Source organism: Shewanella sp. SR43-4, from assembly GCF_014163845.1.
In the GTDB taxonomy this organism is placed as follows: Bacteria; Pseudomonadota; Gammaproteobacteria; order Enterobacterales; family Shewanellaceae; genus Shewanella; species Shewanella vesiculosa.
Genome location: NZ_JACJEB010000005.1, coordinates 35,474 through 50,859, shown reverse-complemented (window position 1 = coordinate 50,859; position 15,386 = coordinate 35,474). Strand labels below are relative to the sequence as shown.

11 protein-coding genes are annotated in these 15,386 nt (G+C 41.3%); 7 read left to right on the top strand and 4 right to left on the bottom strand.

From position 1 onward, the window contains the following. Nucleotides 1–563: 563 nt before the first annotated feature. Nucleotides 564–1,724 (top strand): diguanylate cyclase, encoded by a 1,161-nt coding sequence (locus H5123_RS06915; RefSeq protein ID WP_182697471.1) that lies wholly within the window; start codon nt 564–566, stop codon nt 1,722–1,724. 183 nt (nt 1,725–1,907) lie between these two features. Here H5123_RS06915 and H5123_RS06910 read toward each other — a convergent pair whose 3' ends face one another. Beyond that, a complete protein-coding gene (locus H5123_RS06910; protein ID WP_182697470.1) occupies nt 1,908–3,230 on the bottom strand; it encodes a PAS domain-containing methyl-accepting chemotaxis protein in 1,323 nt (440 codons plus the stop codon). A gap of 557 nt (nt 3,231–3,787) precedes the next feature. Here H5123_RS06910 and H5123_RS06905 point away from each other — a divergent pair. The 4 genes from H5123_RS06905 (at nt 3,788) to H5123_RS06890 (ending at nt 7,036) form a co-directional block, all read left to right on the top strand. After that, the gene (locus tag H5123_RS06905; protein WP_182697469.1) at nt 3,788–5,074 is read left to right on the top strand and encodes an acetyl-CoA hydrolase/transferase family protein; all 1,287 of its coding nucleotides are present in this window, start codon (nt 3,788–3,790) and stop codon (nt 5,072–5,074) included. Between the two features lie 281 nt (nt 5,075–5,355). Beyond that, on the top strand, nt 5,356–5,895 hold the full coding sequence (locus tag H5123_RS06900; protein ID WP_182697468.1) for a type II secretion system protein: 540 nt from the start codon (nt 5,356–5,358) through the stop codon (nt 5,893–5,895). Nucleotides 5,896–6,072: 177 nt separating this feature from the next. Then, on the top strand, nt 6,073–6,495 hold the full coding sequence (gene trxC, locus H5123_RS06895; RefSeq protein WP_182697467.1) for a thioredoxin TrxC: 423 nt from the start codon (nt 6,073–6,075) through the stop codon (nt 6,493–6,495). A gap of 94 nt (nt 6,496–6,589) precedes the next feature. Continuing rightward, entirely contained in the window at nt 6,590–7,036 is a 447-nt protein-coding gene (locus tag H5123_RS06890; RefSeq protein ID WP_182697466.1) for a DUF3465 domain-containing protein, read from the top strand. 367 nt (nt 7,037–7,403) lie between these two features. Here the strand turns inward: H5123_RS06890 and H5123_RS06885 are convergent, their stop codons facing one another. Both H5123_RS06885 and H5123_RS06880 read right to left on the bottom strand, forming a co-directional pair. After that, complete coding sequence (locus tag H5123_RS06885) at nt 7,404–8,564, bottom strand: lipase family protein (RefSeq protein ID WP_165870058.1); 1,161 nt, start codon at nt 8,562–8,564, stop codon at nt 7,404–7,406. A gap of 32 nt (nt 8,565–8,596) precedes the next feature. Beyond that, nucleotides 8,597–9,085, bottom strand: coding sequence for a DUF6795 domain-containing protein (locus H5123_RS06880; protein WP_182697465.1), 489 nt, complete (start codon nt 9,083–9,085; stop codon nt 8,597–8,599). Between the two features lie 512 nt (nt 9,086–9,597). On the opposite strand from H5123_RS06880, the gene H5123_RS06875 reads away from it, so the two are divergent. Then, nucleotides 9,598–10,251, top strand: a complete 654-nt coding sequence (locus tag H5123_RS06875; protein WP_182697464.1) for a DUF6795 domain-containing protein — start codon at nt 9,598–9,600, stop codon at nt 10,249–10,251. 42 nt (nt 10,252–10,293) lie between these two features. Next, the gene (locus tag H5123_RS06870; RefSeq protein WP_182697463.1) at nt 10,294–11,436 is read left to right on the top strand and encodes a lipase family protein; all 1,143 of its coding nucleotides are present in this window, start codon (nt 10,294–10,296) and stop codon (nt 11,434–11,436) included. 139 nt (nt 11,437–11,575) lie between these two features. Here the strand turns inward: H5123_RS06870 and metH are convergent, their stop codons facing one another. Beyond that, the gene (gene metH, locus H5123_RS06865) at nt 11,576–15,292 is read right to left on the bottom strand and encodes a methionine synthase (RefSeq protein ID WP_182697462.1); all 3,717 of its coding nucleotides are present in this window, start codon (nt 15,290–15,292) and stop codon (nt 11,576–11,578) included. Nucleotides 15,293–15,386: the final 94 nt, after the last annotated feature.

Below are 15,386 nucleotides of genomic sequence, written 5' to 3'. Positions count from 1 at the left end.
TTTCCTTGATGGTAATTTTCACTGTTAAATAATGTTGATTATCAACATAACGTATAACCAAGTTAGCACGATAAAATTGCAAATAACAATTGCAAACCACTTTGCTAATGGGTAGTACATCAGCCATCTTTTAGGCTAAGTGATAATACTAAATAGAACATAATCATATAGTTGTAGACATATACTATGTGCAGCGCTATCTTAAGCCTACTACAAGGATCAACCTTAAGCGCTTAATCTTGGCGATTAATGGCAAATGGCATCAGGATGATGTGTCACGTAGCGCTTACGACACCACAATGACTTTCTTGGCAATCCATTTTCAACTTGTTGATAATTAATATATCTTTAGCCTAATTCACCTAGATAATCTCTGTGTTTTTAAGTGAGTTAGCCGGTTATTGTAGCTTGCTAAGCGGTGCTGAGATTAACAACAGAATGATAAACTTGATGGCATTGAGTGAAATACAAGTCGATAAGCTTACCACAGAGTTGCTTTATGGTTAATTACTACCATTAATTGATAGATTCAAAAGGGGATCTATTTAGTTGCTAGGAATGAAATGCATTTACCCACGCTGATTGTCATTACTTTACTCACCAATTTGTTGATTGGTTTTTACTTGTCGATACTTTATCGACGCAGACCTAAAGACAAGTGTTTTAAATATTGGGCGCTATCATGTGGCTGCTTTGTTTTTGGCATTTCAGCCTCGGTCTTTAGAGGATATGACGTTCCGGCATTTTTTAGTTTTTTTGTCGCCGATTTCTTCCTCATTGTCACAGCAGTATTAGTCTTACTTGGGTTAATACGCTTTTCACGATTTCGTTTCACTAAAGCTAAACGCCAGCGTAGTATCGCCATTCTCTGTTTAATGACTTTGGCACTATTCTTTAGCTATCATAATCCGGCGTTAGTTACCCTAGTCGGTTCCTTGAGTGTTGCAATGCTATTTATTGCCGGTGCCTGGCTTATTAGGCGTTCAGTATTTAATGAACCTATCTACACAGGAACACTGCAGTTCATTTTTATTTTGCACAGTGTAGTTTTGATAGTTCAAGCCGTACTCGTTTGTTTTCATTGGGATAACATCAATTACAATGGTTTGCCTGATCAGGCTATATACACTCTGCTTAGCCACGTTACATTGACAACACTTACAGCTTTATTATTGCCATGGTTGTCATTTTTAAAACTGGAACGAAGTCTTACTATCAAATCACAACGGGATGGTTTGACTAAGCTGGCTAATCGCACATTCTTTTTCAGTCAGGTTGAACGTCATTGGCTACAATACCCGCAGGTAAAGGTCGTGTTGATGATGATTGATATTGATCATTTTAAGGAGATCAACGATAAATTCGGCCATCACGTTGGCGATATAGCCCTTAAAGCGGTAGCTGACATTATGTCTAAAGGACTCAGAAGCCACGATCTTATCGGTCGTATTGGTGGTGAAGAGTTTGCTGTTATCTTATATAACATTGAGTTAGATGTAGCGCAGCAAATTGCTAACCGTCTGTGTAATCAAGTTATGAAGCAAATGGCTGTTATCGATGGACATAATATTAATCTGACCATCAGTATCGGTATGGTGCAAGTTTTGCCAGCCCATAATCAGATCCATGGCGCTTTTAAAGTTGCCGATGAGGCGCTATATCACAGTAAACACAGTGGCCGAAATACGGTTACCTTAGGTCAACTTACTGAGGTATCAAGCTAATAGAGGCCCGATGTTTTCGCTGTCCTCAACTTAGTCATGGCGCTTAATTAACGTTTAACAGCAAATGACATGATTGATGGGTACCCTGTTGCAAAGCCATTGTTAAACTAACAAAGAGATTGAGATATTAACCAATGCCTCAATCTTTTTGTGTATAAAACGTATAAATAGAATTAACTAACATTAAGTATTAAGTTGATTGGCAAACTGACCAACCGCATTAACAACCTTTTGTGCCCCATCTTGAATTTCTGACATTACCTCTCCAGATTGGGTCGACAGAGTTAATCCTTGTAGTGCTTGTTTTTTTCCCGCCTCAATCATGCTAACGGCATTTTCAGTGAGTTTTTTGTTTTTAGACACTACCTCAACGATTTCTTCGGTAGCCTTGCTGGTGCGGGATGCTAGCTGTCTAACTTCATCGGCAACCACTGCAAAACCTCGGCCTTGTTCGCCAGCGCGAGCCGCCTCAATCGCGGCATTTAATGCCAGTAGATTCGTTTGGTCGGCGATACCACTGATACTTTGCACCAGTGCCCCAATCATTTGCGACTGTTTGTCTAAATCTTCAATTCCTTGGGCTGCGGCGTTCATTTGTAACGCCAACTTGTTCATGACCTCAACCATCTCTAACAACACTTTATTACCTCTTTGTGCTGTAATATCGGTTTGTTGAGAGGTGCTGTAAGCGATATCGGCCGCTTCTGATATCGCCTGTTCACGGTTGACTTGGTCTGTAATGACAGTCGCAAATTTCACCACTTTGTACAGCTTATTATAGCTGTCGAAAATCGGGTTGTAGGAGGCTTCTAACCAAACAACTCTGCCATAGCTATCAACACGTTTAAAGCGATCAGCAACAAAATTTCCGTTACGAAGTTTTTCCCAAAAATGTTGATATTCGGTGGAGTTATGCTCCTGCGGTTCACAGAAAATTTTGTGATGCTTACCGACAAGTTGGTTTTTTTTGTAGCCCATGGCATTTAAAAAATTATCATTTGCTGTTAACACAGTGCCATCTAAATCAAACTCAATAACCGCAGTAGAGCGTTGTAAAGCTTGGATTAAATCCTCATGCTCTTTTGAGGTTTCAATCGTGCGGGTAAGATCATTGGCGTATATCGAGAAATATTTTACTTCTCCGCTGCTCTTTTTTACCGGCTGTAAAATTGCCCTTAGCCAAGCCTCTTCACCATTACCTTTAATTATTTGCAGTGCGCCAGCCCAATGTTGCGACTGTTTTATCGCAGTACACATTGACTTGTAATGAGCTGTTCCTCTGGCGCGTTGAGGCACCATATCAATTAACTGTTGTCCAATGGGAGAGTGTTGTTGAAACAACATGTCATTAGTAAAATGTTGATTTACTTCAGTCACTTTGCCATCAGCAGCCAGTGTCATTGATATCATCTCACTATCGAGACTTTTTCTGACTTGCTGCATGGAGAACAATTCTTCTTTCAATTGTTCATTTTCTTGCTTTAAGCGACCATTAAACATCAACATATAGAATTCCAATAAGAGTTATTAATTAAGTTATTGAGATGAATTAGCTTAATAGGCAGGTTTTATTTGTACTGATACGTAATAATTAACGCAATAGATCAGTTTTGTATCAAAACTGTAGACCAGATATATTAATATTTCCTCAAGTAAAAGTCAGTATTTTAATGATTATTTAGCTTAGTGGCGATAAATCATCTTATTACTGTTAATTCACCTTGCTGGTTTTTTTGAGCCGTAATTCCGTTTTGTCTTTGGGGAAGGTATCAACAGTTTACGATCGCAAGCTTGGCCTTGTATTGCCAGAAGAGGCTGCATTTAACCCTCCGAATAGGCGTGGTTTAATCGCTGCACATGCTGGTTCTGTGGCTTGTTCGAGACTGTCCTCAATGTTACTTTCAGGCTCAATTCTCCCATAGCAATGATTTGATCATTCCTAATGTCTCTATGTCTCATTTACTTAACTCTATGCTTGAGCTAAACCTTAGCTTCGTTAACACTATGTAAAGCGTTAGCTTGGCCCTGACATCACAATAGCGTCATTATGTTGAGTAATATTAATGAAACCAATAATTTGTAGCAGTGCATTAGAGGCCGTTTCATTTATTGAAAATGGTGAAACCTTATGGACTCACTCTATGGGGGCAACCCCCATATTACTGCTCGATGCGTTAGCCAAACATGCGTTAACAAAGCATGGTTTAACATTATTGCAGTTACATACCGAGGGGGCCGAGTCGTTAAGTGATCTCCGTTTAAAGGATCATATTCGCCATCGTTGCTTCTTTGCCGGATCACCCACGCGGTTGTTGCTACAAGGAGGTGATGCCGATTATGTTCCCATTTTTCTTTCTGAAGTGCCTAAATTGTTTCGTTCTGGCGAGCAGCACATCGATACTGCCATTATCCAAGTGTCTCCACCGGATAAACACGGTATCTGTTCTTTAGGCATATCGGTCGAGGCAACGCTAGCGGCTTGCCAAATGGCGGGTAAAATCATTGCTCATATTAATCCTATGATGCCTCGTACTCATGGTGATGGCTTTATTCATTATAATAAGTTGGCCGCAGTGTATGAGCAGAGCATGCCGTTACCACAACATTTATTCGCTCCAAGCGATGCAATCAGCCTGGCTATCGGCCAACATGTGGCAAAACTGGTGGGTGATGGTGCTTGCTTACAGATGGGCATAGGTGCGATCCCTGATGCTGTGCTGGCATGTTTAACCGCACATAAAGATTTGGGCGTACACACAGAGCTTTTTTCTGATGGGGTGCTTAATCTGATTGAACTTGGAGTGATAAACAATAGTCGTAAGAAAGTTCATCCCGGCAAGACTGTGACAGGCTTTGCATTGGGTAGCCAACGACTTTATGATTTTGTAGATGACAACCCTTCGGTAATATTCATGGATATTGAGCAGGTTAATGACACGGCTATTATCCGTAAAAACCCCAATGTGATGGCAATAAACTCAGCGTTACAGGTCGATATTTCAGGCCAAGTGTGTGCTGATTCATTAGGGACACAAATTTATTCAGGCGTAGGCGGCCAGATGGACTTTATCCGAGGGGCAGGATTATCTGAAGGAGGGCGATCTGTCATAGCATTACCCAGCACAGCAGCTAATGGCACTGTGTCACGAATTAGCACAGTATTATCGCCAGGGGCTGGCGTAGTAACCACTCGTGCGCATGTGCATTATATTGTCACCGAGTATGGAACCGCTTATTTACGCGGTAAATCGTTACGCGAGCGAGCCCGAGCACTGATTGATATTGCCCACCCTAAGTTTAGAGAGCAGCTTTGCCGAGAAACCTTTGATACTTGGCGACTTAAGGTTTAGCGTTACCCTAGATTACTCTAGTCATTACGCCAATGTTATTGAGTCTGTACTTAGTTTGTTGTATCTACAGGTTATATTAGATTGATGAATTAAACGACTCACGCTGCTTGCAACGATTAACCTCGGAGTAAAAATCACTATAATGACGGTGAATATTGGGGTAGGTTAATCGGCAATAATTCACTAAAAAATAGTGACTTAATTATAATCATTTAACTATTATTAGCTTACTGAATTGATATAAACTTTGGCCATTAACTGTATCAGAGGGTATTCGTCGTATGAGTACATTAACAAAAGGTTCACGCCAATCAGGTTTTACTCTGATAGAGCTAGTGGTTGTTATTATTATTTTAGGCATTTTGGCAGTTGTTGCTGCGCCTAAATTTATCAATTTAAAAACTGACGCCCATATAGCCGCTATTGAGGGGGCGACAGGGTCGATCAAAACAGCGGTCACTTTATTTAAAACCAAAACACTGACATCGGGTAATACATTAACTGATACTGTTGAGTTTTCTGGTATAAAAGGCAGTAATTACCAGCCTTGGGCTGCTGCGGCCAATCCAACCGGAACTGGTTTTAACGCTGGTTATACTTCTGCACCAGAGATATTCAAAGCAGCAGGTTTGGACGTTAATGACTGGGCTTATCGCATTTACACATTGAGTGGGAGTTATATTCTTGCTGCAGCACCCAAAGGTGTTTTGGCTGTAGCTGAGCCAACATCGGCTGAGGTTATCGCGACGAGTTGTTACTTCCAATATCATTGGAAGACTGCTGGTGAACCAGAGATTACCAAGGTAATTACAGGGTGTTAATAACTCAGTGGTCATCCACTGAGTTGCTGTTTCGCTTATGGCCTGCGGCCACTAACGGCTAACACTTTAGTGCCGCAGGCGATAATATGATAAAGAAGATTAAACGATTATTCGTTTAACACACCATCTAGGTTTATGATTTAATAGTCTCAATAATGAAGTTGATGAGGTCTAATCATGATAACAGCCTGTCCCCATTGCGATACCTTAAATCGCGTCCCTGAAGAACGTCTTGAACAACAACCCACTTGTGGAAAGTGCAAACAGAGCCTATTTGTGGGTGAGCCGATAACACTAACTGCCGCAAATTTTAGTCACCATGCTAATAAATCAGAACTGCCACTGGTGGTCGACTTTTGGGCTAGCTGGTGTGGTCCGTGTAAAAACTTTGCCCCAGTATTTACTCAAGCAGCTAAAAAATGGGAACCCAAATTTCGTTTCGGCAAACTCAACACAGAAGAGCAACAAGCTCTCGCTGCCCAATTCAATATTCGCTCTATTCCAACCTTGATGGTATTTAAACAAGGCAAAGTTGTTGCACAGCAATCGGGCGCTATGCCTGCATCATCATTTAACCAATGGCTAGAGTCGATTAAATAGATTGTGGACGTTAGATTACTCATTAAAAACGCGATAAACTATCGCGTTTTTGCTTAGCTTTATTTTGATTGTTGTTTAAAAGGATTTGATAAACATGAAAAAAATCTTAGTTATCTGCTTATTTGGCCTCGCATTATTTAGCTTTTTAGACCGAAAGGTTTCAACCACTCAAATTGTACAAAACGTTTATGCTGGTTATACCGCTGACAGTGATAGTGTGTTGCAAAATGCTATTGATAATAAGCTAAGTAACCTTCAAGTTGGTGGTTCAGGGTATGTGGTAAAAATACTTGCTGACGATCTGAAAGGCAGTCGCCACCAACAATTTATTCTGAAAATTGCCGGCGGTAACACGCTATTGGTTGCCCATAATATTGATTTAGCCCCACGGATAGAAAACTTAAATGTCGGCGATACGGTCGAGTTTTACGGCGTTTATGAATTTAACAACAAAGGCGGCGTTATTCATTGGACTCACCACGACCCACGTGGACAACACCCTGACGGTTGGTTGAAGCACAATGGCAGTATTTATAAATAAACAGTCGCTTGACTTAGGTTCAGTAAACTTAACAATTCGCTCAATTTACTATCCGTTTATTTCTACCTAATGATATTTGAACCGAGTAAAGTTGTTACACAACGATCCAGTACCATGCCTGCATCATCATTTAACCAATGGCTAGAGTCGATTAAATGAGTTTAGTGTCAGTAAAGATAAGTGTGTAGTGTCAATATGAAGCTAAGTTTAATGGGGGAATAATAGAGTTCGGGAGTCTGGTACTTATACATCATGGATCAGTTAATAGGATAAGGGATTACTTACGTATTCGGGTACGTAAATAAAAGATCCCGGTCCTGATGATATATTACAGTGACCGAGACCTTTGTTAGCGTCATTATAATTATTATTTGTGAACTGACTTAATCGCTTCTTTTACACTACTATACAAGCGTGAAAGCATTCTATTGAAAATGGCTCGAATAGTGGCATAAGTTAAGTCAACTACGGTTGTGACTACAGCCCCTGCAAAAGACAACATATGGCCGAGTAGGCCTCTGACATCGTCGGCGAAAGAATCTGCCGCTGCTGCAATTTTTTCAAGGGTTTTGGCGACAAGATCATAGAATGTCAAACCGTAAGAAGCCGTCGCTTGCGCTACAATTGCACCATAATAGCCTGCCTCTTTTAAGACAGTAATTAATGCTGCACTGAGTTTGTCGCTCCACTGATCTGAATAGCTTGCTTGATTGCGGTTTTCATAACGTAATTTTACCGGCTTTAAATATTCGCTAGCTTTAACGTGTAAATGGCCCCAATGCTCAGTGTTTGCAGAGACTAAATAACCTGGTTCAGCCCCAGCTTTAGGATCCATACCATGAGCACTAATCCTCAAACCTTGACTGTTATCTAAGCGATATTCAACACCTTGATAAGGTGCATGAATAAAAGGCCATAAAGGCACTTTAGGGACTACATCGGCGCCGTGTGTGCAGCGAAAAATTTGATTTAGTCTATGGGTATTAGCGGTGGCAAAACCTTGTTGTCCAACTCTTGGGGCACCAAAAGTGTATAAATTAATATTTGAAGCGTAATTATTAACAGATGCCCAGTCGGCAGCAAGTGAGGCGATTGCTCCTCCTAAGCTATGTCCGACAAAATGTATCGCCTTACCAGGGTTTGAGGTACGCCACTTATCTAAAAAAGTCGCAAACTGCGGTCTTAATGAAGTAAAAGCATTATTAAATCCAGCGTGCACTATTTGGCTACCATCACCGACACTTAAGCCAACTTGCGCATTTGTAGCCCAGTCTGCTGCAGAACTAAATTCTGTGCCGCGGATCGCTATGATAGCATCTCCTTGGTATTGTCCTTTGCCTAACCCCATCGCCGCAAAACCTGACTGGCGATTAAAAATAAACCCGCCAGTTTTTCCTATGCCTACATTGTTGAATGTAAAGTGTTTGTTAATATATGGGTTACCAAAGTTTTGTACTAACTCTAAATCGATTACATCGTACACTTTAGCTGCAAGCTCTGAGGCTAATTTAGGGGTTAATTGAGTCATAAACATTCCTTGTTAACTAGTATTGTTATTTGCTATTCACCGAATCTTTTTTGCTTCTCGATTTCTAATTTTTCCAGTTCAGGCCAGCGACAAATACTGAATATCTGATATCGCACAACTCCGCTGGGGAACTCTTCATCAATGACTTCTTGACTAATGGCTTCATTAGCTAGGTCACAATTTAATTGTGCTAATCGCTCGACTAGATAAGATATATGTTTCTCGCCTCTAGCCACTGTTGACCAAAGAAAAGTGTCTGTATAGTCACCTTCTGCGACTTTAATTGCTTGCGCAACGCGCGTTTCGGCGAAAGGCTTGTTAGGGTGACTTGTACTGTAAATAATTTCAGGAAAGCTAAATTTCCCTTCATTGTCAGTCGTGGTGTAATCCCATTCTATTTCTTCCATTACACCAGAATACTTATAACCCCTTTTCAGCTTGATACCGGCTAGAGGTTTTCCCTCATGGGTTAAGCTACCTATCACTTGAGGAAACACTTCGACATCGACTTTTTTAAACATGCTAAACATTGACTCCTCCGAGTAGCAACTAACGGCGACGATGAGAGTCAGGAATGCAAAAATCCCAATATATGCTCTATAGGCCATAGATGAAGCAACTCCCTGTTTTGTCATTCATACGATTATTTTTTAAACGACGTTATTGTAGAGTGATTCTTTAAGGGTATCTATTATTATAAATGACTATTTTTTATGGTGTAATAATGAAAATGGGTATGTTTGATTGAGATGTTCTAGTCTGGCCTAGTTTCATCATCCAACCAATGGGTAAAGTCGTTGAAGTAAGCATTTTTTTGGTATGGATTCAATATTGTTGGTTTTAGAGGTAAAGATAAAATTATTACAATTAATGTTTTTAGTGCTTTTTTGACACTATTTGGGGCTATAGATAAAGAGTTTTTTTTGTGTAAAATTAGGCAGCCAATAAGTATTAAAAGCGCTATATTACGTCTCTTTTTAACCATGAATCTGTAGCTTTTATTTTTATCTATATCAATGAGTAGGGAGAGAGGGTGTTAAATAGTCTTCTTGATAAATATCGTTACCTTTTATTGCTTACGGTTTCATTATTTCTATTTGTGATTGTTTTTTTTTCATATGCTTACCCCGAAGGAGATGATGCAGTGTTTGGATTTTTGAAGCAATATGAAGTTGAGTTGTCGGCTCCTGTGAAAGGGCGTATTACTCATAATGGTATTCCAGTTTCGGGTATGGAGATTGTTAGAGAGCTCTCCTATGGTGGCTATGATAAGGGCGAACCTGTTATTGACTATGCATTAACCGATACAAATGGTGAGTTTTCATTTAAAGAGGTTAAAGTTAAGTCAAATGCCCCTGGTAATATTTTTGGGCAAGATGCTCGTCTTAGGCAAGAGATTTACATTAAGAAAGATCTTGACGAGATAAAAGATGGGGAAGATAAGTATTACTGGCTTTGGTTTATAAGTAAAAATTGGACTTCAGTACCTTATTTAAATCAGTATTTAATGCAATTAAATGCAGACTTACAAAACAAAGAATTACAATATGAAGTCGATTTAACTCAGTTTGGTTTGAGGTCAAGCCAACCAATAGCTTCTATTTGTTATTGGGAAGGTGAATTGTTTTCTGTTTATTATGGGGAAAATTTAGAAGAAATTAAGAGCTTTGATGATTTAAAAGACTAAATTTATTAATTTAGTCTCGCCTACTTATTTTAAGGATGAAATATGAGTGTTATAGCCCCAAATATAGCTTCTTTGCTAGCGTTGCTAGCTTATGATATTAAGAATCCCTCTGGGAAAATACTTCCAGATAGAAGAGTAAAGAAGCATTTCAAATTTAGTACAGATGATGTTCAGCAAGCATCTTCTGGTGGTTTCTTTTGGCGCGAAACGACAGGCTTTTTACTCATTGGTCAAGGACATAGTCAGCAACATAAAGGCGACCATGTAATCGCAATACGAGGAACAAATACTTTAGCGGATGCGGTAACCGATATAACCGCCCACTCAAAAAGTAATGAATCAGGTAGCTTAGTTCATACCGGCTTTCAAACAACATTTGAATCTTTTAGAGATGGATTAGCTAAATACTTAGATAAACCTGAAGTGTTAAATAGTAAAGGTATTATCCATTGTATTGGTCATAGTTTAGGTGGTGCATTAGCGACTTTAGTCGCGAATTGGGTTAAAACTAAATATAATAAAACCGTTTATTTATATACTTTTGGGTGTCCTCGAGTTGGTTATAAAGACTTCGCTATTAAAAGTAGTGCTCGAATTGATAAGGTGTATCGCTGTGTTCATGGTTCTGATCCTGTCCCTAAAGTCCCTGTTTGGCCTTTCTGTCATGTACACATTAATGGCAATGAGTATGTACCTGTGAGAGAGCAAGGCTTAAACCATAAAGCACATAGTATGGATACTGCACCCGGTTATGTTAATACTACGAACTATGAGCAATGGGATGATATGTACAGCCAAACCGCTGGTTCTATGTATCAGCGAGTCATCCTTAATTATGAAAATAGATTACAAACGACATACTCTTCCCATTGGGCAGGTAAAATTGCTGCTGCTTTAATGACACTTATCATTGATGGTGGTGGTACAGGGTTGATTGCGGCAATACAAGCTGGCGGGACAACAATTGCTACAGCTTATGATCTCATGGCAAAATTTGCTTGTGATCTTGCAAATGTTGTTGGCTTTGAAGAGCAGTTAAAAGGATTATTAGGACATATGATTGTTTTTGCAGGACAGCCTGCTGTTACCGTGATTAAGTATACTTTTTCATTCATAAAATGGGTGTTTGATATCACTTTGGCTCGGTTATATGACAATGCCAAAAAAGCATTTAGAAGTGTATAAATACCTTAGAGTTTTAATATAATTAATTCTGGTCGCAGAAACTCTATTTATCGCCTAATGTTTTTATGTTCATATTTTAGAAAACGATCCTGTATAACAGGATCGTTTTTACTCTGGTCACTCTCTATTCTGGGGCAGTCTACTCCGGGTCATAGTCCAATACTGGCGCTAGCCACTTCTCTGTCTCTTCCAAGGTCATGCCTTTACGCTTAGCGTAGTCTTCTACCTGATCTTTACCAATATTAGTTACGCCAAAATAGCGTGATTTGGGATGGGCAAAGTACCAGCCTGAAACTGCAGCTGTTGGGTACATGGCAAAGCTTTCGGTAATGTTTAAATCGATAGTCTCATCGGGTTTGAGCAAATCCCACAACAAACCTTTTTCAGTGTGGTCTGGGCATGCTGGGTAACCTGGCGCTGGACGAATGCCTTTATAACGTTCGCGAATTAACGCTTCGTTATCGAGCACTTCATCCGCGGCATAACCCCAAAATTCTTTACGAACACGTTCGTGCATGCGCTCGGCAAAGGCTTCGGCTAAACGGTCTGCTAAACATTTGAGCATAATCGCATTGTAGTCATCGTGATTGGCTTCAAAACGGGCAACATGTTCATCAATACCGTGCCCCGTCGTCACCGCAAAACCGCCCATGTAGTCGGCAACGCCTGAATCTTTTGGTGCAACAAAGTCAGACAAACAGAAGTTGTCGTTACCCACGCGCTCAAGCTGCATCCGCAAATGATGGGTGGTCATTTCTAATGTGCTGCGGCTTTCATCAGTGTAAAGCTCAATGTCGTCGTGATTAACGGTATTCGCTGGGAATAAACCGATTACTGCTTTGGCGGTAAGCCACTTTTCAGCAATAATTTGCTTCAACATGGCTTGGCCATCGGCAAATAATTTAACCGCTTCTTCACCAACGACTTTGTCTTTTAAAATTTCAGGGTAATGACCGTGCAGTTCCCAGCTTCTAAAGAACGGCGTCCAGTCGATACGTTCGACTAGGTCTTCTAGCGGGTAGTCATCAAATACTTGGCGGCCTAATACATTAGGCGTAAACGGGGTGTAGTTTTCCCAGTCGTGTTGACAACGATTATCACGCGCCGCTTCAATCGATACGATGGTTTTACGCTTAGTTTGCGACAAACGTTTTTCACGCATCATGTCGTATTCGGCGTAAGCCTCGTCGATGGTCGCCTGGCGAGTGGCGTTATTAATCAGTTTTGACACCATAGGCACAGCACGAGATGCATCGGCAATGTAAATGGCGCCATGTGGATAATGCGGTGCTATTTTTACTGCAGTATGAATTTTAGAGCAGGTTGCACCACCGATAATTGCTGGGATGGTCAAGCCTTCACGGTGGAAGGTTTTCACGTTGTGCACCATTTCATCTAAACTTGGAGTGATTAAACCTGACATGCCGATGATGTCGATATTATGCTCTTTTACTGCATCGAGAATTTTATCGACCGATACCATTACCCCAAGATCGACCACTTCGTAGCCGTTGCAGGCGAGAACCACACCGACGATATTTTTACCTATGTCATGCACATCACCTTTTACGGTGACCATTAAAATTCGCCCGTTTGACTGGCCTGCCACCTTTTCCAATTCGATATAAGGATTAAGGTAAGCGACGGCTTTTTTCATTACCCGAGCCGATTTCACTACTTGTGGTAAGAACATTTTGCCTGCGCCAAATAAGTCGCCGACCACGTTCATGCCGTCCATTAATGGCCCTTCAATCACGTCCAGTGGACGCACAGCTTCTTGGCGGGCAGCTTCAGTGTCTTCGTCAATAAATTCAGTAATACCTTTAACCAATGCATGCGACAAACGCTGCGATACTGGCCAACTGCGCCAGGCTAAATCTTCTTTTTTAGCCACTTGTGAGCCATCGCCTCTAAAGCTTTCTGCGATGTCGAGCAATTGTTCAGTGTTACTTGAGTCGGCTACTGGACAAGGTAAGTTTTGAACTACGTTTTCAACCCGTTTTTTTAGCTCAGGGTCAATGTCATCGTATATGGCTAACTGACCTGCGTTAACAATACCCATATCCATTCCCGCTTGAATGGCATGGTATAAAAACACCGCGTGAATGGCTTCGCGCACTGGGTTGTTACCGCGGAACGAGAATGACACGTTAGACACGCCGCCTGAGATCATTGCATGTGGCAAGGTGGCTTTGATGTCTTTTATCGATTCGATAAAGTCGACGGCATAGTTGTCGTGTTCATCGATACCTGTGGCAATGGCGAAAATGTTAGGGTCAAAAATAATGTCTTCTGGTGGAAAGCCGACAACATCGACCAAAATGCGATAAGCACGAGTACAGATTTGAGTTTTACGCTCACGAGTGTCAGCTTGGCCGTCTTCGTCAAAGGCCATTACAATGGCAGCAGCGCCGTAGCGTTTGACTAAGGTGGCTTGTTCGATAAATTTGGCTTCACCTTCTTTCATCGAAATCGAGTTAACAATCGATTTGCCTTGGACGCATTTAAGACCGGCTTCAATCACTTCCCATTTTGATGAGTCAATCATGATTGGCACGCGAGAGATGTCGGGCTCAGAGGCGATTAAGTTTAAAAACTTTGCCATTGACGCGACGCCATCGAGCATCCCTTCGTCCATGTTGACGTCGATAATTTGTGCGCCATTTTCAACCTGCTCACGCACGACATCTAAGGCTTCTTCAAACTTTTCTTCTTTAATTAAGCGTAAAAACTTAGCTGAACCGGTCACGTTGGCGCGCTCGCCGACGTTAACAAATAACGAATTTTTATCTATGGTCAAAGGCTCTAGGCCCGATAAACGACAAGCCACGGGCAGATCTGGGATCTGTCTGGGTTCGTGTCTGAGTACCGCTTCACGAATGGCGCTGATATGAGCGGGTGTACTACCACAACAGCCGCCGACAATGTTGAGCATGCCTTCTTGAGCCCATTGATTAATGACTTCGGCCATTTCTTCTGGGGTTTCATCGTAGCCACCAAATTCGTTAGGTAAGCCAGCATTTGGGTGGGCGGAAACATAACACTCGGCAATACGCGATAATTCTTCAACGTAAGGGCGCAGCTCTTTTGGTCCAAGGGCGCAGTTAAGGCCAATCGATAACGGCTTGATATGGCGTAAAGAGTTATAAAAGGCTTCTGTGGTTTGCCCAGTTAAGGTGCGGCCTGAGGCGTCGGTAATGGTGCCTGAGATCATAACAGGTAGGCGATCGCCGAGTTGATCGAATACTTTTTCAATCGCAAATAGAGCAGCTTTGGCGTTTAAGGTATCAAAAATGGTTTCAACTAAAATGATATCGGCGCCGCCTTCAATTAAGGCGCTGGTGGATTCGACATAAGCGTCGACTAATTGGTCGAAACTGACATTACGAAACCCAGGGTCGTTAACGTCTGGACTGATAGAGCAGGTGCGGTTAGTTGGGCCTAATACGCCAGCAACATAACGTGGCAAACCTGTTTGCGCAGCCACTTCGTCGGCAGCTTGGCGGGCAATTTGGGCTCCGGCTAGGTTAATTTCGGCAGCCAGAGACTGCATATCGTAGTCGGCCATGGCGATGGTGGTGGCATTAAAAGTGTTGGTTTCAATAATGTCGGCACCGTTTAACAGGTACTGGGTATGAATATCTTTAATAATTTGCGCTTGGCTGAGTACTAATAAGTCATTGTTGCCTTTAACATCGCAATGCCAATCTTTAAAACGCTCGCCACGATAATCTTCTTCTTCCAACTTATAGTCTTGGATCATGGTGCCCATGGCGCCATCTAAAATCACAATACGCTGCGCTAACAATGCATTAAGTTGTTCAAGTGTTTGACTGTAAGAAGTCGATTTCGCCATAACAGTTACCTTTTTATCACTATGTTGCTTGATACCTTAATTGAGATAAGCATACCCTTATTTTTACCAGAGTAGGGCGATAACATCATTGTTT

What these genes read in the sequence shown, in the direction of transcription:
- H5123_RS06915 (WP_182697471.1), top strand. Translation starts at nt 564, where the DNA reads ATGCATTTACCCACGCTGATTGTCATTACTTTACTCACCAATTTGTTG.
- H5123_RS06910 (WP_182697470.1), bottom strand. Translation starts at nt 3,230, where the DNA reads ATGTTGATGTTTAATGGTCGCTTAAAGCAAGAAAATGAACAATTGAAA.
- H5123_RS06905 (WP_182697469.1), top strand. Translation starts at nt 3,788, where the DNA reads ATGAAACCAATAATTTGTAGCAGTGCATTAGAGGCCGTTTCATTTATT.
- H5123_RS06900 (WP_182697468.1), top strand. Translation starts at nt 5,356, where the DNA reads ATGAGTACATTAACAAAAGGTTCACGCCAATCAGGTTTTACTCTGATA.
- trxC (WP_182697467.1), top strand. Translation starts at nt 6,073, where the DNA reads ATGATAACAGCCTGTCCCCATTGCGATACCTTAAATCGCGTCCCTGAA.
- H5123_RS06890 (WP_182697466.1), top strand. Translation starts at nt 6,590, where the DNA reads ATGAAAAAAATCTTAGTTATCTGCTTATTTGGCCTCGCATTATTTAGC.
- H5123_RS06885 (WP_165870058.1), bottom strand. Translation starts at nt 8,564, where the DNA reads ATGACTCAATTAACCCCTAAATTAGCCTCAGAGCTTGCAGCTAAAGTG.
- H5123_RS06880 (WP_182697465.1), bottom strand. Translation starts at nt 9,085, where the DNA reads ATGTTTAAAAAAGTCGATGTCGAAGTGTTTCCTCAAGTGATAGGTAGC.
- H5123_RS06870 (WP_182697463.1), top strand. Translation starts at nt 10,294, where the DNA reads ATGAGTGTTATAGCCCCAAATATAGCTTCTTTGCTAGCGTTGCTAGCT.
- metH (WP_182697462.1), bottom strand. Translation starts at nt 15,292, where the DNA reads ATGGCGAAATCGACTTCTTACAGTCAAACACTTGAACAACTTAATGCA.